25 protein-coding genes are annotated in these 16,869 nt (G+C 56.5%); 1 reads left to right on the forward strand and 24 read right to left on the reverse strand.

Annotated features, from left to right (window positions below):
* Positions 1-7 precede the first annotated feature (7 nt).
* The 22 genes from ACMGGX_RS06615 to ACMGGX_RS06720 form a co-directional block, all read right to left on the reverse strand.
* A complete protein-coding gene (locus tag ACMGGX_RS06615) occupies positions 8-2,287 on the reverse strand; it encodes a phage tail tape measure protein (protein WP_420298198.1) in 2,280 nt (759 codons plus the stop codon).
* On the reverse strand, positions 2,280-2,399 hold the full coding sequence (locus ACMGGX_RS06620; protein WP_023616176.1) for a GpE family phage tail protein: 120 nt from the start codon (positions 2,397-2,399) through the stop codon (positions 2,280-2,282). The genes ACMGGX_RS06615 and ACMGGX_RS06620 overlap by 8 nt, the downstream gene beginning before the upstream one ends.
* A 32-nt stretch (positions 2,400-2,431) precedes the next feature.
* Complete coding sequence (locus ACMGGX_RS06625) at positions 2,432-2,740, reverse strand: phage tail assembly protein (protein ID WP_420298199.1); 309 nt, start codon at positions 2,738-2,740, stop codon at positions 2,432-2,434.
* Positions 2,741-2,796: 56 nt separating this feature from the next.
* Entirely contained in the window at positions 2,797-3,315 is a 519-nt protein-coding gene (locus ACMGGX_RS06630; RefSeq protein ID WP_023309235.1) for a phage major tail tube protein, read from the reverse strand.
* Between the two features lie 11 nt (positions 3,316-3,326).
* Positions 3,327-4,514 (reverse strand): phage tail sheath protein, encoded by a 1,188-nt coding sequence (locus ACMGGX_RS06635; RefSeq protein WP_420298200.1) that lies wholly within the window; start codon positions 4,512-4,514, stop codon positions 3,327-3,329.
* A gap of 124 nt (positions 4,515-4,638) precedes the next feature.
* A complete protein-coding gene (locus ACMGGX_RS06640; protein ID WP_348561745.1) occupies positions 4,639-5,160 on the reverse strand; it encodes a tail fiber assembly protein in 522 nt (173 codons plus the stop codon).
* A complete protein-coding gene (locus tag ACMGGX_RS06645) occupies positions 5,157-6,938 on the reverse strand; it encodes a phage tail protein (RefSeq protein ID WP_348561744.1) in 1,782 nt (593 codons plus the stop codon). Before ACMGGX_RS06645 ends, ACMGGX_RS06640 begins: the two co-directional genes overlap by 4 nt.
* 11 nt (positions 6,939-6,949) lie before the next feature.
* Positions 6,950-7,480, reverse strand: a complete 531-nt coding sequence (locus ACMGGX_RS06650) for a phage tail protein I (protein ID WP_325760745.1) — start codon at positions 7,478-7,480, stop codon at positions 6,950-6,952.
* Positions 7,473-8,381 (reverse strand): baseplate assembly protein, encoded by a 909-nt coding sequence (locus ACMGGX_RS06655; RefSeq protein ID WP_348561743.1) that lies wholly within the window; start codon positions 8,379-8,381, stop codon positions 7,473-7,475. The genes ACMGGX_RS06650 and ACMGGX_RS06655 overlap by 8 nt, the downstream gene beginning before the upstream one ends.
* A 5-nt stretch (positions 8,382-8,386) precedes the next feature.
* Positions 8,387-8,737: a GPW/gp25 family protein gene (locus ACMGGX_RS06660; protein WP_420298201.1), complete on the reverse strand. Its 351-nt coding sequence runs from the start codon at positions 8,735-8,737 to the stop codon at positions 8,387-8,389.
* A complete protein-coding gene (locus ACMGGX_RS06665) occupies positions 8,734-9,375 on the reverse strand; it encodes a phage baseplate assembly protein V (protein WP_420298202.1) in 642 nt (213 codons plus the stop codon). The genes ACMGGX_RS06660 and ACMGGX_RS06665 overlap by 4 nt, the downstream gene beginning before the upstream one ends.
* Before the next feature lie 112 nt (positions 9,376-9,487).
* Positions 9,488-9,955 (reverse strand): phage tail protein, encoded by a 468-nt coding sequence (locus tag ACMGGX_RS06670; protein ID WP_348561741.1) that lies wholly within the window; start codon positions 9,953-9,955, stop codon positions 9,488-9,490.
* Entirely contained in the window at positions 9,918-10,163 is a 246-nt protein-coding gene (gene lysC / locus ACMGGX_RS06675) for an Rz1-like lysis system protein LysC (protein ID WP_229226321.1), read from the reverse strand. The genes ACMGGX_RS06670 and lysC overlap by 38 nt, the downstream gene beginning before the upstream one ends.
* The gene (lysB, locus tag ACMGGX_RS06680) at positions 10,051-10,464 is read right to left on the reverse strand and encodes an Rz-like lysis system protein LysB (RefSeq protein WP_420298749.1); all 414 of its coding nucleotides are present in this window, start codon (positions 10,462-10,464) and stop codon (positions 10,051-10,053) included. Before lysB ends, lysC begins: the two co-directional genes overlap by 113 nt.
* Before the next feature lie 8 nt (positions 10,465-10,472).
* A complete protein-coding gene (locus ACMGGX_RS06685; protein ID WP_348561739.1) occupies positions 10,473-10,982 on the reverse strand; it encodes a lysozyme in 510 nt (169 codons plus the stop codon).
* Positions 10,966-11,187, reverse strand: a complete 222-nt coding sequence (locus tag ACMGGX_RS06690) for an HP1 family phage holin (RefSeq protein ID WP_029741404.1) — start codon at positions 11,185-11,187, stop codon at positions 10,966-10,968. Before ACMGGX_RS06690 ends, ACMGGX_RS06685 begins: the two co-directional genes overlap by 17 nt.
* The gene (locus tag ACMGGX_RS06695) at positions 11,178-11,381 is read right to left on the reverse strand and encodes a tail protein X (RefSeq protein ID WP_023309248.1); all 204 of its coding nucleotides are present in this window, start codon (positions 11,379-11,381) and stop codon (positions 11,178-11,180) included. The genes ACMGGX_RS06690 and ACMGGX_RS06695 overlap by 10 nt, the downstream gene beginning before the upstream one ends.
* A gap of 179 nt (positions 11,382-11,560) precedes the next feature.
* Positions 11,561-12,001, reverse strand: coding sequence for a DinI-like family protein (locus ACMGGX_RS06700; protein ID WP_029741403.1), 441 nt, complete (start codon positions 11,999-12,001; stop codon positions 11,561-11,563).
* 109 nt (positions 12,002-12,110) lie between these two features.
* Complete coding sequence (locus ACMGGX_RS06705) at positions 12,111-14,300, reverse strand: replication endonuclease (RefSeq protein WP_420298203.1); 2,190 nt, start codon at positions 14,298-14,300, stop codon at positions 12,111-12,113.
* Between the two features lies 1 nt (position 14,301).
* Complete coding sequence (locus ACMGGX_RS06710) at positions 14,302-14,523, reverse strand: TraR/DksA family transcriptional regulator (protein WP_420298204.1); 222 nt, start codon at positions 14,521-14,523, stop codon at positions 14,302-14,304.
* Positions 14,523-14,750, reverse strand: a complete 228-nt coding sequence (locus ACMGGX_RS06715) for a DUF2732 family protein (protein ID WP_023309252.1) — start codon at positions 14,748-14,750, stop codon at positions 14,523-14,525. Before ACMGGX_RS06715 ends, ACMGGX_RS06710 begins: the two co-directional genes overlap by 1 nt.
* A gap of 68 nt (positions 14,751-14,818) precedes the next feature.
* Complete coding sequence (locus tag ACMGGX_RS06720; protein ID WP_348561736.1) at positions 14,819-15,157, reverse strand: DUF5347 domain-containing protein; 339 nt, start codon at positions 15,155-15,157, stop codon at positions 14,819-14,821.
* 227 nt (positions 15,158-15,384) lie between these two features.
* On the opposite strand from ACMGGX_RS06720, the gene ACMGGX_RS06725 reads away from it, so the two are divergent.
* Positions 15,385-15,960, forward strand: coding sequence for a phage repressor protein CI (locus ACMGGX_RS06725; protein WP_348561735.1), 576 nt, complete (start codon positions 15,385-15,387; stop codon positions 15,958-15,960).
* Positions 15,961-16,015: 55 nt separating this feature from the next.
* On the opposite strand, the gene ACMGGX_RS06730 is transcribed toward ACMGGX_RS06725, so the two are convergent.
* Both ACMGGX_RS06730 and ACMGGX_RS06735 read right to left on the reverse strand, forming a co-directional pair.
* Positions 16,016-16,363 (reverse strand): hypothetical protein, encoded by a 348-nt coding sequence (locus ACMGGX_RS06730; RefSeq protein WP_420298205.1) that lies wholly within the window; start codon positions 16,361-16,363, stop codon positions 16,016-16,018.
* On the reverse strand, positions 16,360-16,863 hold the full coding sequence (locus ACMGGX_RS06735; RefSeq protein ID WP_029741396.1) for a hypothetical protein: 504 nt from the start codon (positions 16,861-16,863) through the stop codon (positions 16,360-16,362). The genes ACMGGX_RS06730 and ACMGGX_RS06735 overlap by 4 nt, the downstream gene beginning before the upstream one ends.
* Positions 16,864-16,869 lie beyond the last annotated feature (6 nt).

Consider the following 16,869-nt stretch of genomic DNA (forward strand, 5'->3'; position numbering starts at 1 on the left):
TCTCTCCTCAACTATACATAAAGCTGGATTGCTGCCGTCTCGCTTTATCCTGTTCAATATTATCTATCGTCTCCCGGATTTGACGGGTCAGATCCGTTCCGGAGGCCGTGCCCCCCTGCAGCGTGATGTTATATTCGCTTTTACTCTGATCGACGTAAGAGCGTCCTCCAGTAGCGATGGTCGGCTGATACCCCAGGCTGCCGCCAGAGATCCCCGCGCCCGGAATATAAGCGCTGCCCGCCGGTGAGGATGCCGCTTCTGCTTTTGCCGCAGCGGCGTCGAGATCGCCCGACTCGTTTTTGATAATACCGAGCTTCTCCAGCAGCCAGCTGGCCTTGCCGCTCAGGCTATTAAAGAGATCAAGCGGTGCCATTAACGCATCGCCCAGCGCCTGACCAAAAATCACGCCAGCGTTTTTACAGCCATCCAGCGTTTCCTGCGTCGCCTTGATCGGCGTAATCAAGTCGGTGAACCATTGCCAGATACCGCCCAGCTTCTCCGAGATAGAGTCAAACACCGCCATCACCGGTGAGAACAGCGCACCCAGCGGTGCTAAAGCCGTTGAAAGCCCTTCCATCACTCCGCCAAAGAAGGCGCTGATGGGCTCCCAGTATTTAAAAATCAGCAAGGCACCGGCAGCAATCGCCGCGCCAAGGGCAATCACCGGCCAGCTAAGGGCACCCAGCACCGTCATGATGGCGCCGCCCACCACGCTGAATACCGTTCCCAACATCCCGGCCGCGGTAATAACCATATTGACGCCCGTCAGAACCGGGCCGATAACCGTGCCTACGCCGCCCAGTACGCCAGCAAACGCCTGCGCGCCGACAACGATGCTGGCGAGGGTCTGCGTCAGCTCAGGGTTGGCATTGACCCAAAGGGAGGCCGTGCCAAGCCAGCCGGTTGCGGTTGTTATCAGGTTGCGCAGAGCGCCATCCGCTTTATCAAATACATCAATCTTCAACCCGTTCCACGCGGCCTGGAATCGGTTGATATCGCCGTCAAGATTATCGGTCTGCACGGAAGCCGCGAGCGCGGTACTGCCCTTTGCCCCCTGCAACTGCTGGCGTTTTTCATCAAGCGATCCATCACCCGCAGCGGAAGCCAGCACCCCTGCGGCTTTTATGGCATCCGGAGTCTGAACATGGCGCAACATCGCGCTGAGCGCGTCCCCCGCGGCAGCGCCTTTCATCCCTTTTTCCGCCAGAACACCCAGCAGCGCGGTGGTCTCTTCAAGCCCCATACCGGCGGCACCCGCAGCGGGCGCAGCAGAGGTGACGGCCGCCACCATCTCAGCGAGGCTGGTATTCGAAGAGGTAAAACCGCGCGTAAGCACATCTGCGATGCGTCCCGCGTCCATATCGCCCAGGCTATACGCGGCCTGCGTGCTGGCGATCATATCGGCGGCTTTAGCCGCGTCGACACTCCCCGCCAGGCTGAGGTTGACCGTTGGCGCGGTGGCTGCAAGCAGCCCATCGGCGTCATAGCCTGAACGAGTCAGTTCGGTTTGTGCCCGGAGGACCGTATCTGCAGGTACTCCGGTCCTGGCGCTGACCTCCCGCGCCTGCTGGCGAATGACCTCAAGCCGGGAATCCCCCTTCGCCAGGCCAAGGTTTGCCTGAATGGCCGACATCTGTTTTTCAAAACTGATGCCAGGGGCGATAAACCGGGACGTCTGGTCAAAGCCCGCTTTTGCGATGCCCACGCCCGTATTCGCAAGCTGACGCACCCGCGCGGTAACGCGTTTGCCTGACTCGTAGCGATTCTGAACGACACTCAGCCGCTCCTGCTGCTGATTGACGCGGGCCAGCGCATCCCGCTGTCGGTTAAGCTGCTGCGTTTTTTCGCTGATGTGACTTTTTAAACGACGTTCATCCGACGAGAGCGTGCGCGTGTTCACTCCCGCCTGAGCGAGTTCAGTACGCTGACGCTGCACCGAGTAGCGTAAGCTGTTGTACTCATGCTTAAGGTCGACTGCCGATTGTCGGGCAGCAGTCAGCGCATCAGCCTGCGCCTGGGTGGGGTTTTGTGTGTTTTTAAACTGCACCGCCAGCGCCGCTGCCTGCTGTTTCGCCTGAGCAAGCGACTGCTCCGTCGTGGCGAGCCGGGCATTTGCTTTTCTGAAGCCGTTAATGCGCCCCGCCTGCTCATCGAGCGCCCCCAGCGCCGTCTGCGCATCGCGGATATCGCTCGCGAGAGTGAGGCTGGCGTTCTGAAGAGCGTTAAGCGGTCGGGTTGCCCGGTCGACTGCCTTAAGCAGCGCCTGAAGACTAACATTATTACTCATGGTGGTTTCCGCTTCGCTGCAGCGCTTTTTCGCGCCATAAGAGGAGTTCGGTCACGCTCAGGGAGTACAGTTCTGACGGCGGCCAGTGAAAAATCACCGCGATATCCGCCATCAGATCGTCGACCGACACATTTTCGGGAAATTTCAGCGAGCCGAAGCCGGTGACAAAAAACCGATCACCTTACCTGCAAAAGAGAGCAGATCGCAGGCGTCCAGGCGCGCAACCTCATGCTCGGTCAGCGCTGGGGAGGTCATTCGCGGCAGCACCTTAATCAGCGCATCAACGTCAGATTGCGCCAGCGACGCCAGCGATAAGCCGCGCAGAGTCCCCGCATTGGGTTTTGCGACGGTCACCTTTTCGATTTTTTGCTCGCCGCGCTGAACGGGGCTATCAAGCGTGACGATATGTGGGTTTTCACTTTCGTTCATGGCGGTCTCGTTGATATTTTCCATTTCGTTACTCTTCTGAAAGTTAACTCACCGGCCGGTCATCCCGGCCGGTTAAAGGGTTACAGGCCGATGGCCTTACGGTGTTCTGCCAGGCGATCGACGCCATCGACTTTGAGCACCATATTGATGATGTCGATTTCGATGATCTCTTTGCCATCAATGGTCAGCTGATAGTAAGCGCACTCGGTGGACATCTTGGTGGTGCCGCTCTCGCCCTGCTTGTTTTCACCGCCATCAAACTCTTTATGACGGCCGCGCATGACGATTTCGACGGCGGAGATTTCGCCGGTATCATCGCGCTGATAAGAGCCGGTAAAGCGCAGCGGCACGCTGTCCGCGCCCGGAGAGGCGTACTGCGCCCACAGCGCGGCGTCCGGCAGACCGCCGACGGTCCACTCCAGCGCCAGGGCATCATCGTCCAGGCCGAGGTCGACAGAGACCGAGCCCGGCATACCGCCGCCGCGATACTTCTCCAGCTTGCGGGTAAGCTTCGGTAGGGTCACGGACTCGACAACGCCCATATAGCTCAGGCCATCGTTGAACATATTCAGGTACTTAAGTTTGCGTGGTAACGCCATGCTTCAGCTCCTTAGCTGTTAACCGAATCTGACAGGTCTGCCAGATAGGTATCGGTGATGCGCTGGCGCAGGGTCAGATTTTCCAGCGGCGGGACAGGGGTGTAGTCGTAATCGATATACAGTTTCCCCGCTTTCAGGGTGGATGCATCGTTCGACTCAGGGTCATACCAGCAGGAGCCGTCGACGATATAGCCGTTGGTTTTCAGCTCGCGGAACTTGGCGTTAATACCGGAAACGATGTCGCGGATAAGCGTTGGCGTGATGGGTTTATCCATCGCCCACGCGTGTGCTTCCGCCATGGTATCGGCCAGCACCTGTGCGGTACGGGTGTAGTTTTCAAAGACGAATAACGGATCGTCTGAGCAGGTACGGTTACCCCAGAATTTGAAACCGTCGTTGCGAATCAGCGTGGTGACGCCAGCCTGGTTGAGCAGGTTCGCATCGGTAGCCTGTTCCTGCAGATCCCAGGAAACAGAAGCGTTTACGCCAGTAACGCCGTTGACGCCAACGTTTGACAGGGTTTTATGCCAGCCCATGGTCTGGTCGATTTTGGCGCGCAGGCCAAGCGCACGGGCGGTAGCCCAGGCCGTCGTCGTTGCGTTCGTGGTGGTATCCCATGCCAGAAAATCAGGATGGATAACCATCAGCTCGCGCTGGCTGAAGTTTTTGCGGTAGTTGATCGCTTCAGAGATGGTTTTACATCCCCACGCGCTGACATAGCCGAACGCGCGCAGGCTCTGGCACATGGCGGCCAGTGCGGTCGCTACTTCCTGAGAATCCAGCCCCGGCACGCCGAGAATACGCGGCTTAACGCCGGTCACCGTTTTCGCCGTGAGAAGCGCCTTCAGGCCGGTATATTTACCGTTTTCATCAGTTGTACCGATGATGTTGGAAACGGTCTGCTTGCGCGCCTCTTCCGGGGTTTCAGCTGTGCCTTCGGCCACGCGAACAACCACGACAACCGGTTTGCACTGGTCGGCGATCGCCTGCAGAGAAGCGGACAGCGTCCCCGCCTTGCCGGCTTTCGCAATCGCGTTTTGCACGTTGGTAATGAGCACGGGCTCGTTTAAAGGAAATGTCTTGTCGTCAGCATCGCTGGCCGTACAGACCATGCCGATGATTGCCGTCGAGACGGTGGAAATGGTGCGGGTGCCATCGTTGATTTCGATAACTTCCACGCCGTGGTGATAGTCGCCCATCCGGTTAACTCCTTCGTTTAGTGGTGAGGCTATTGTCTGTGGAGCGCGCGATTGATGCGACGTATTGGGGTTGGGGAAAGGATTACACAACAAACGAAAAACCCTCCGGATGGAGGGTTTGTGGTCAGGCGGGGCGTTCGGGCCATTGAATGTCTGGTAAAGTGCTGAGATCCAGCCGGTTTAGCATCACCCGATAGCGTTTCCATAGTAACAGCATGGCAGCTTCCTCGTCTGCTGCGATACCGAGATCGGAGGCATCCTGGAGGGGGGCAATAACATCCGAAGCTTCGGCAAGCAATTCACCTCTTCTGGTTTCCGCCTGTTGAATTAACTCCTCTCGGGTAAACTGGCGTGGGATAATTTTAGTGCCATTCCATACCCACTCGCCGTGTATATTCAGCCCTTCTGGCACATCTGTTTGATCAACTTCGGAAACTGACATACCAAGAGGAAAGAGGCGATCAACCTGATTACTGAAAGAGCGAATAATATTATTTTTGTCGTAGCATATCTTTAGGGTGTCGGCCTGAAAGCGTGACATATGATAATACCAGTCAAGCCCCTCATCTGACTGAAGAAATATAGCGTTAAACAAAAAGTCTTTAAATTCTGGTTCATACTGAACGAAATTTTTAAGTGTAATCATGCTGTATGACCTACAGTAATCCATCCGATATTAGACATGTACTTCTGAATTGGGCGGTAGAAAATCGTATCGCCGCCGGGGTTTTGGCCTTCAGCATTCCACCCCGTCATTGCGCAGCCAGCAGGTACCCGCTGCCAGCCGTTTTGCGTAATAATAAATGCCCCCTCCGCCCCCATTGCGACATCACGGACAAAGTATTGCAGCGTCCAGTCCTGTCGTGCATAAGGGCTTAAATCCTGCTGAGGGGGTGGGTTATTTGATGAGTACACTCGTACCTGGCCGCCAGACTCAAATAGGCCCTGACCTGCAACAATATTACCTCCGCTACCGACCTGTCCAGGAGCATTAAAATTACCGCTAATATCAAATTGGTAATTAACACTGTTTCTGGCATCGCCAGTTAAATTAATAATTGCAGTTCCAAACGCGTTAGTACCCGTGCGGTAAACTCCAAAACTAATCGCTGTTCCGTAACCATGACCTGCCGTTTCCGAAAAGCCTTTGATAATAGGTAGATAAATTGAATTACCGTTAGGCGACTGATATCCTTTTGGCACCAAAAAAGGTGCTGCGTTGTTTTGATACTGATCGGCAAAAGCACCCGCTCCGTACCAACCAGTGGAGTTCGTCTGGTAGTAAGTAGCATCAGACAGATACGCAACACTTCCGCCATGATTCGTGATGACCTTTGTCCAGCCGCCCCATACACTGTTATCGCCATTAAGAGCCCGGAATTTAAGCTGTTTCCCACCATCGCTATAAGATGCAGCGTATTGGACCCGGTAACCGCCAAGCCCGCCAACATCGAGAATCGTCGCCTCATAACCCGGCGAATTGGTTGCATTCGAATAACAGAAACTCACCGAGTTGAGAGGCAGGGCATCAGCGTTTGAAAGCCCCGTACCGGCTCTTGCAGATACAGATCTGATAGCCACTGCACTGCCGTTAACCAGCAACCGACCAGGAGTAATATCGTCAGGCGCCTCCTGTGCGTTTTTCGTCGCGGCGGTACCCAGGCTATTCCTGAGTTTAATGAGGTCATCGCCGACCGTTTTGACAGCCCTGGGTGTCGCCGCAAGAGACTCGGATTGACTATCAGTTACGCTACTGAGTTGGACAATCCCCTTTTGCCCTGTGGTCGCATCCTGAGCCGTATACTTACCACTGGCAAGGTCGTAGGCAGCTTTAACCGCTTTCGGCGTTGCGGCCAGCGCTTCAGAGGAGCTGTCAGTCGCACTACTAAGCTGAGTAAACCCTTTAGCCGTTAGCGTGGCATCAGGATGGCGGCGAGACTGCTCATGCTCTTCTAGCTTCTCATCAACATACTCCTGGGTCGCCATTATCGTAGCCGTATCTATCGAGAGCTCAACCGAGGCGATATCACTGACCATGATCACCATTCTCACGGTCTGTGCACGGCCCGATCCCTCCTCCAGCAATGGTTTGTAACTTTCCGCCATGTTTCCGACGGCAATCAGCGTACCGGTGTCATCGTAAAGCCCCATCTCACGCATCCAGAAACCACCCGCTTCAGGAGGAATGAGAAGTTCTGCGATCACATAGTTACGCTTTTTATTGTCCTGGCTGATTTTATTCAACGCATGACGCCAGACTTCATTAACCAGCTTCGTCTGCCCCGCATCAGGAACCGGCAATGTGCCCCCACCGTCACCCACCGCCATCGCCGTAAAATTGACTTTCTTGCCGTTAGGGACGGTCGCGGCAGCCAGTTTTTCGGCACCGGCTTTGGTGATAACCGTTTTATATTTCACTGTCATTCTGCTCTCACTTATCCGGGATAAACCGTGATGATGTCGCCGTCATAGCTCAGGGCACCGGTATAGAGATAACCCGGAATGTCCTGGATGATATTCAGGCCAATAAGGTGGCGGCTGGCAGGCTTCGCATCGGCGATAAGCCTCTCCATTTCGTAATACATTTCCTCGGTGATGCCCGTGTCTAACACGCCGATATCAAGGCGGAAGGTGCCGGGCGGATCGTTGGTTTGCCACCACTCGGTGACGTTAATCAGATAGCCAAGCGGCTCCACCACGCGACGCACAGCGCCAATCGTTCCCTTGTGGGCATGAATAAACCACGCGGCGCGAATCACCTCCCGCTTGGTGGCCTCCGGCCAGTTCTCATCCCAGCGGTCAACCGAAAACGCCCACGCCAGCCAGGGCAGCAGATTCGCCGGGCAGGTGTCAGCGCGCCAGAGATGGCGCAGCGGAACGGGCGTATTTTCGATGTCCGCACAGGCGCGCGCCGCAGCGACCTCAAGCGCCGATGAGCCAACAGGTAAAAGGCGGGTATTACTCATCGTTTCCCCCCACGGTTACGCTGTAGTGGCTGCACCATGAGGCCTGAGTTTCATCAAGCACGATGTCCGCCGCGGGTGCGGTCAGCTCTACCCTCTGCACCCCTTCAACGTGAAGGGCAGCGTAAATGGCGGACTTGCGAATATCGCGTCCAAGCCGATGCTGAGCCGTGATATAGGCCTGTAGCCTGGCCCTTGCCGCGCTGAGCACGGGTTCACTTTCAGGGCCGGGGAAGAGAAATAGCGAGGCGGCAATGCTGTAGTCGACAATATTGGCCGACTGGACGGTGACGCGGTCGGCGACGGGCCTGACGTCCTCATCGTTCAGCGCATTGCGAACAACGGCGAGCAGTTCCTCAGAGGCCACGCCGTTATTCTCCCGAGAAAGGACTGAGATCGTGACGTTCGCCGGCTGTGGGCTGATTACGGAGATATCCGCCACCCGGCCATCTGCACTGCGTCCATGGAACTGATACGCGCCCGTCGAACCGGCCACGCTCAATCCTTCCGGCGCCTGCTGGATGCGCAGACGAAAGTCGGTATCGGACTCCATCACGGCCGGAGTGGGCGGGAACGTGGCGTCATCGGCAGGGGTAATGACCAGACGCGCAAGGTTAGAGTTTGCCCCAATCTGGTCCAGATCGCTGCCTGCGGCATAGGCCAACATAACTGCACGCGCAGCCTCATTAACCCGCTGGCGCCAGATGACTTCACGGTAGGCATTCTCCTGCAGCAGCTTCACAATCGGCTCGGATTCCAGCGTCAGCGTCCGTGCAATCGCCTCTCGCTCCTCTTCCGGGTAGAGGGAGACAAAGGTGGCCTTTCGTTCTGCCAACAGCGTTTCATAATCCACCTCCTCCACGACATCAGGCGCGGCGAGCTGGCTCAGATCAACAATAGCCATAGCGTTTAACTCAGTGAAATGGTGATAGAAAAGGATTGCCCGGAGGTCGGACGCGTGCCGGTGATATCGACATACAACGTCCCGTCGTTCTCCGAACGTTCGAAAGTGATGGCCGTCAGGCTTATCCGCGGCTCCCATTTCTGGATGGCGGAATAACAGGCGGCCATGATCTGCAGGCGCAGCGCCGGGCTCTGCGGCCTGTCTATCATCGCCACCAGCAGCGAGCCGTAATCCCGGCGCATGACCCGCGAGCCAATCGGCGTAACCAGAATGTCGCGCACGCTCTGCCGGATGTGGTCAGCCTCTGAAAGGCTTAGCCCGGTCTGCCTGTTCATCCCCCTGTAACGCACCGTCATTGTGTCCCCTTAGTCCAGCTTCCGCCGCTTTGCACACTGCCGTGCGCGTGGTTGTCCACCTGCACCCCGTTGGAGGTGAATTTACCGCCGGAGTGCTCAATATTTCCGGTCATCACCCCGCCCTTCTGCACTTCCAGCGAGGCGGTAATTAACCTGTTGGTACACACCACTTCAGGCGTATCCAGCGTGATGCGGGACGTTGAGATCACCCGCACCTCCGGCACGGTGGCGGTCAGCGATTCAGAGGCGGTAATGTCGGCCGTTTTAATACCTGAAACCGTCAGCGCCCCGCGTCCGGGTTCGTACTCGATCACCGCGCCGTCAGGGAACGCGACGTGGAACGCATCAGGCGACCCGGACGGCGCCGGATGGTCATCAGAGAAAATGCCGGGCAGCACAAAGGCGGTATCCAGCTCACCGCCGATGGCCAGCAGCAGCACCTGCTCTCCCTCGGAAGGGGCCCACCACACGCGCGAACGTCCCGCACGACAGGTTAGCCAGTTCAGCCAGGTGGTTTTCATCCCGCCGGTCTGGACACGACAAAGCCCTCTGTTGAGGTCAACATCGGTCACAACACCGATACGAATAAGATTGCGGATCGCGCGAGCGATGCCGTTCATGGAAGTTAATGTATTCATGAGAAGAGAATGCCGTTCAGGAGGAACGGCAGCAACGAGACGGGGTTTTCTGCGGGATGATACAACAAGCGGTCCAGACAGCAGGCGGCTGGCGGCCTTCAGCGTGGGGAGCTTAGTCCTCCCACTGGCTGACCAGCTCGCCGTTGACGTACAGCGCCTTCGGACGCGTAACGGGCTCCGGCAGCGGCGGCTCCGGGGAATAGGTCGCGTGCAGAACGCCCTGTTCCTCGGAAACAAGAATGCGCTCGGTTAATTGCATGCTGATGCTGATATCCATCGTAGCGTCATCATTTAAGACTACCGCGAAGGTGTAGCCGTTTTTGCGTCCTTCATCGAGGGTAAAAATATCCGGCTGGTTTTCCCGAAGCCAGGCCAGCACCGGGACGAAAAATCCCTCGCTGTCGCCGGTGAAGCCGTTAACCTTCGCGTTCAGCGCATACCGCTTTTCAAAGGAGAGCGAGGAGGCCTGGCGGGCGTCAATATTGCCGCCTCCGACCGACATCTGCAGGCGCTCCGGGTTGGCATTGAGTTGGGGGATCGCGTCAATTAATGCCTGACGCAGGCTCTTGAGTTTGTGCATCGAGTTTATCCTGACAGTCTTTGATGGTTTCAACCTGCAGCGCGCAGGCGATAAGGGCGTATTCCAGCCTGCGAATATCCGCGCTGAGATCGCCGTTAGTGGCGGGTTCGCTTCCCGGCATCGGGCAGCGGCTCACCTTCGGGCAGGCGTTGTAAACAATGGGCTGCGGAGGCGCAGGCGGAGCGGGTGTGCAGCCTGCGGACAGCATCAGGCAGCTGAGCGGTATACCAGCGGCGTAACGCTTCATTTTCATTGAGTAATCTCCCGATAGTCGCTTCCCGTCTTGCCCTCTCCTCGCCCGCGGTGACAAGCTCCTCACGGAGCCTGACCTGGGCATTTTCATTTGCTCTGGCCATCCGCTGCGACAGGGACAGCTGCTGGTTAAGCGTGGCGAGGGCCGTTTTTTGCTCGCTGGCGACCCGGTTGGCCGTGGCTAAGGAACGGGACAGGTTCAGGTTGTCATGACGAAGCCACAGCGTGATGGCCAGCAGCCCGGCCAGCGCCAGCATGAGCGTTCTCACGGCAGCCCCTTCATGCACCAGGCCTTCTCGCGGACGCGACGATTTTCCAGACCGGCATTTTTGACGCCGTTGACGTACACCCAGCGGGTAAGCTGCCCGCATGCCTGCGGCCACTGTTTACGTTTGATAAAGGACACCAGCGCCGAACGGCAGGCGGCGCCTGCGCCGACATTAAAGGTAAAACTCACCAGCGCGTCATAGACCCGGGGCGGCATCTCTACCGGCGCACACGCCGCCAGACGCCGCTCAACGTTGAGCACATCAGCGACCAGATTTACCGCAGCCTCACGCTCGGTAATGTCCCGCGTCGGCACAACGTTTGCCGTGTGGCCAATGCCGGACGTCCATACGCCGGCGCTACACCGGTAGGGCGAGAGGCGACATCCTTCGAGATCGGCAATCAACGCCAATCCTTCCGGGGACGTTTTCAGTAATCGAAAGTCAGGCATCAGCACCGCCAGGGCCAGCACGCCGGCGACGCTGCAACGCTTAATGATTGAGTTCACGAATGCTCTTCTTATCGAGGCCAAGAGACTGGAGATAGCGCCAGGTTTTGCGCTTAAACCAGTAATTCGTCAGCGCGGTAAAAATGGCGCACAAACTCCCCACGTACAGCGCGACTTTTTCAGGAGACATCGCCCCGAACCAGGCCAGCGCCACGGCCAGCCAGTAGGCGATAAACGTGGTGATTTTCTCCAGGCTCAGTCCCATAGGTTTACGGATTCTTTTGTGGGGGCGCTATTCACCTCCGGCATCTCTACCGGCGTGCCGTGAGGCAAGATAACGCCTAACTCCGCGAGGCCAGGATTGGCCTTCAGAACGGCTTCAACGACGCCAGCCGTGCGCCCATAAAAGCGAGCGCAAACGGCATCAAGCGTGTCCCCCTGCATTGCATAGATTTTCATCAGACGCTCCCAACATCCGGTTTCCAGGTACCGTAGAGTTTCCCGGGCCAGCAGGCTTTTCGCTATCGCTGGCAGATGGACAATCGCAGGCACAACAGATCGTCCGCGAGCGGCGAAGCGTGGTTCAACGGAAGCGCAAAACAGGAATGAGGGTGTTGGTACGGGTGATGACGCCGGGGCTAGCGCCAGCTCTCGTCTTCCCAGACTTCCCGGAGGATAGCGTCCAGCGCCTCGCGATCGGCTTCTTTTTCAAGCCCCTGGAGCTCGACCCCCGTCACCGATCCGATTTTCACGTTCACCCGCGATGACGGAAACAGGGATCGTATTCTGCGGGTCAGTTCGCACTGAAAGGCCTCCACGACGGCATGGCCAATCTGCTGATCTTTATCGAGAGTAATGTTCACCCGAACGTTGCCCTCTTTTTTGATTCGTTCCGGAACAGGCGATGCTGAGAACACAACGGTAAATGCGTTGTTCTTGATTAAATTTCCCCTCGCAATCTCAGCAATCAAATTCAGGGCAATCTCACGATCTCTTTCCTGACACGTTCCTTCCGTCGTCAGTCGCGCAATCAGCTCGACTCGTTCAATCATGACCTGCTCGTTCAACTCTCTGTCCACACAACCTCCACCACGAGATACTGTATAAACATACAGTAGCACGTATTCATAAAAAGAGTGAAGCGAAAAATCAGAACCCTTCACGGTATGTACATGATATGGATGGAGATTAGCGGGCTCCCTGAGCGAAGAGATCCGTTAAATACCCAATACGTTCAAGGATTTTCCGCGCCTTTTGCTGGTAAGAACACGGTGCCGGAAATAGCGATCCGTCGGCTGCGCCCCTGCACCATTTATCGTTAAAGCGGCTGATGCCTCCCGCCATAAGATGCAGGGCTTCTGCCCGGCTGATGGCTATCCCGGTGGCGAGCCGTATCTCATCGATCACCTTCTCCGGTACGCCGTTCTGCGGATCGCTCGCGAAGACGACGGGCGACGACGCGCCAGGGCGGATGAATTTGATGCGTTCGGTTAACGCTCGCCTCGCACGTCGGCTGAAGGGTTGAGAAAGATCGGTCTGCGTACAGTTATTGACAGAGCTCCGAGAGGATACGGGCGCATCCTTAAGCTCCGCGGCCCGCTTCGGCACAATTTTCCACTGCGTGAGCCGGGTTAAAACTGGGCTGCCCGCGCCAACGGCGGAATCGTACACGCCGCGGATGCGGACCGTTTCCTCGCCGTACTGGTTAAACCCGGCGCGCGGCTCATACAGCGTGCGCACCTGTAAATCATCGCGACGCACAAACGGCCCGCCCTGCGCGGTAACGTAACCCGCCCAGTCCCCGGCGTCGGCAGCCTCCTGGACGGCGGCAAATTCAACGCTCAGACCGCGCGCGGCCTCGGTATCCACCAGACGCCGCAGCTCGCGGTAGACCGTTACCGGCGCGCCGCCGATGAACTGAAACTGGCGAATGTGCCAGCGCCCCGCCCAGGCCGACACGGCGGACGCCGTCTCCTTCAGCAATCCACCGCTTTCGCTATCGGTCTCGCCATCGAGCGCATAGCCGTCGATATTCTTTGAGATGTATTTGGCGATATAGCCGGTAGCGCTGCCTTTCTGCGGATCGATCGCGTCCGCGTGAAAGCGCGCCAGTCTGGCGCTTTCGCTCTGCAGCTCAGCGTTCTCCTCCTGCCGCGCGTAGTCCCCGATAATCCGGCGAACGTATTCGACGTCTTCCGGCAGCATAAACATCAGCATGTGCCAGTGGGGCGTACCGTCGTGATGGGGTTCCGCAACGCGGATACCAAAGATACGGCGCCCGTCCCGGTGCAGTTTTGCGCGGATACGCGCCCACAGGCGGGTAAAGTAGATTTGCGTATCCGCCGGGCTGGCCCCGTTCCACTTCGCGTTGGGGAAGCCTGATTTCAGCGTCGCGTGATACTGCGCGGGCGCGGTTAAGGTATAGAACTCGCCCACGTAGCCCAGCGACTCACAGATATTTTCAAATCCGCGGATGCGGGTCATCAGTTCACAGCGACGTATCGCCGGGTTGGCCACCGAGCTGTCGTATTTTTCAATCAGGCTGATGCGGTTGCCCTCTTCATCTTCCAGCTCCATGCCCTTGAGAAATTCGCGCGTGCGGCGCTTCTGCTCGCGCCACTCGGTCACGCAGCGTTTGCTCGCATACGCCGCTCTCCGTTTGCTGACGTTGCCGAGGGCAATCTGCAAATGCTCGCGCCAGGCAGCCGCGATCCGACGCAGACGCCCGCGCCACCACGCCTCGGAAAACATGCGGATCACCGCCGCGGCAACGTCATCTTTGTTGAAAAATGTCTTCGACACCCGCTCCCAGTGCGGTGGCGACACGTTGAACTGTCGGGCGATCAGTCCGGCGCGCTGATACCAGACGTACAGCGTCTGGTATTCGCCCATTTCAGCATCGTTAATATTCGCCAGCTCGCCGCGAATAAAGCTGGCGATATCTGCGGCCAGCAGGTCGATGTCCGCGCGGGACATATCCGGAAGGCGGTTATAGCGGGCCACCAGTTCGACCATCCGCGAGGCGAGGTATTGCAAAAGCTGAGTGTCGAAATGGCCGTCGAACACGGCCCTGGAGACTTCGTCGTGCAGGCCTGTGCAGGCATAGCGATCGGAGACCCGCCGCAGGCGAGGTAACATCCTTTTGCAGAAGCGGATCAAAAAGGCGTTAGCCTGCGGGCTGCCCCGATGCTGTTCGAGGGCGTCAACCGTGCGCCAGATTTCGAAGCGTACGCAGTCGGGCTGCTGTGAAAGGGCAATTCTTGCCTGCTGCAGCGCCGCGAAAAGGCGATCGCGGCGCTGCTGTTGGGCATGGGTGAGATAAGGGCTGGCAATGGCCGACCGTGGGGCATTCCACGGATAAGCAAATGACGTAGCCAACTTATCCTCCCCGGACGTGTTTATTTTTCATCTCCGCGATCTCCTGGCAGGTCACGCACAGGGCTACGCCAGGCACCGCTATTCGGCGCACCTCCGGAATTGGCGCCTCGCAGTCCTCGCAGAGGAAACGCGAAGGCGATGCGGGCCGTCTGCGGGCGCGATTAATGTATCGCTCTCTGTCTTCCAGCTCGCGCGCCTGCGCAAGATCGATAAAATCGGCCATCAGTGCAGCTCCTGGGATTCGCGCTCGTAGCGAGCCGCCTCGTGACACAGCAGTTCGGCAACGTCTTCGCCGCTCATGCCGGTTTTGTAGATATGGCTCGCCAGCGCCTCCAGGCGCAGGGAGACCGCGAGGGCTCGCGCGCATCGTTCCTCTGTTTTTGCCTCTGCCAGCAGGCGTTTCAGTTCTTCACTTCCGATCGGATAAGGGCGGTTTTCACTGTTTCGCATCACGCGTTCTCCTTAATTTCAGGCAATAGGGTGCCCGGCGGGTTTACGCCATTAGTTTTTGGGTTGGGTTATAGCGGCATGGTCAGCCGTTCAGGGAATAAACTCACAACAGCACGAAAATGGTTCATGGCGTTAATTAGCGCCCGTTTCTCTTCGGTCGTCAGCTCGCTGATATCGCACTCGTGGCGGGCGACGGGCAATCTCGCCAGGAAAAAGAGGGCGGCCAGCGCCCTGCTGTTCTCCTCAAAACAGGGATCGCGCTTATCGCGCATTTCAGCCATAAACCGCGCCAGATCTTTTCCGCTATCGCCCCCGTATCGGGCGCGCAGTTCAGCGACGTGGTTAAGCCCGCTAAGACGCGCTCCCACGCTAAGTGGAACCCTTGCACGGGCAGCTTCTATCGCCATATCTCCCCTCGCGTAAATTCACGCACGCTAGTGCGCTGAAAACGGGCACAGCACGGTATTTTCCGCCGTTTGATGATTGCGATTTCAGATGCCATGCTGCATGATTCCCATTTTGATAATGTCTGCAATCATTAGCCTCTGTTTGCCAACGTCTGCCGCTGATTGCCCGAATTTGTAATGATACTAATACCCAAATGAGTATTAGTAAACACCCAAAGGAATATATTTTGATTTTAGATTCTCAAGTGAATAATGAAGAGTTACTCGATAGAATCTGTCAGGTATATGGTTTCACGCAGAAAATCCAGCTGGCCCGGCACTTTAGTATCGCCGCCAGCTCGCTTCAGAACCGCTACGCGCGCGGTACCGTCTCTTACGACTTTGCGGTTCAGTGCGCGCTGGACACCGGCGCCAGCCTTCGCTGGCTGATGACCGGACAAGGCGCGCAGTTTGAAGGTAACCCCGCGCCGGGCGATCCGGTTTCGGTTTCCACATTCACACTGAGTGATGGAAGGCTGGAAGAAAATACTATTTTGAGCATTGACTCTGGTTTCTTTAGCAAACCGCTGGCTCGCGGCATCGCCGTTCGGGCGGAGGGGAAGCTGCACTTTATTGAAAAAGAAGCATCGTTAACCGACGGCGTGTGGCTGGTTGAGATTGAAGGCACCGCCAGCATCCGCGACCTCACGCTGCTGCCGGGTAAAAAACTCCACGTGGCGGGCGGCAAGGTTCCGTTTGAATGCGGTATCGACGAGATAAAAACGGTGGGTCGCGTGGTGGGGATTTACAGCGAGGTTAGCTGAGGCTGCAAGATTCAAGGCTGACGACGCTCGCCAGCCTTTTGATTGATTTTAAACGTTATTTTTCGATGTAGTTGTATGAAGTCAGAATTCCTTTATCAGAAAAATCAACGGACAGCTGCTGCTTGCGGTCCAGATTAAGTGGAATGATGAGATAGATACGACGGTCGAGGATCTGCGACGTATATTCCCAGTGGCGCGTATTATTGTAGTCAGCCGTATTGGCAGGCACGCCAAAAGCAATCAGTACATCTTTGCGGGTCGTGACCTCCGGGATCAGCTTCTGCTTGATCTCTTTTTCAGAATACTGCGCCAGGCTTGTTGCCTTAGTTCCATCGTAGTTTGATGCACAAGAGGTGCTCAGGAGACAGACTAACGCCACGCCTAAGACATTCATGGTTATCACTGTACAAAATCCTTTTCAATATAAATACCATTGACGGTATCCAGCGCGACTTCTTTCATATAAAGCACGCAATATCCCGTTTTATCGCTATAGCTAATATGCCCTTCGTAAATCTTTTTCTTTTCTGGCGTGAAGGTGAGCGATACATTACATCCCTGGTATAAAGCGTGCTGAACAGTCGTTTTTTCGTCTGGCACAATCAGCGTTTCAAAATAGTCTTTATCATATTTCTTGCCCGTCACTTTAGGGAGACCAATATCTTTTGTCGACCCAAGGAAAGGGTTCAGATAACGATTGTGCTTAAGTACCCACCCACCAGTTTCTTTACCTGTTTTATCATACTGATAGATGCCATAACTCATCGGCGGGCCAATGAGGCGAATCTTAGCCACATCCTCGCTATTCGGAGGAGGCGTGTACATTTTCGGCTCAGGAAAGAAAGTGCTACAGCCAGAAAGACTCACTATTGCTGGAATAATTATATATTTTAAAAATCGCATACCGTT

Source organism: Enterobacter sp. BNK-29, from assembly GCF_048684785.1.
Classification (GTDB): Bacteria; Pseudomonadota; Gammaproteobacteria; order Enterobacterales; family Enterobacteriaceae; genus Enterobacter; species Enterobacter cloacae_M.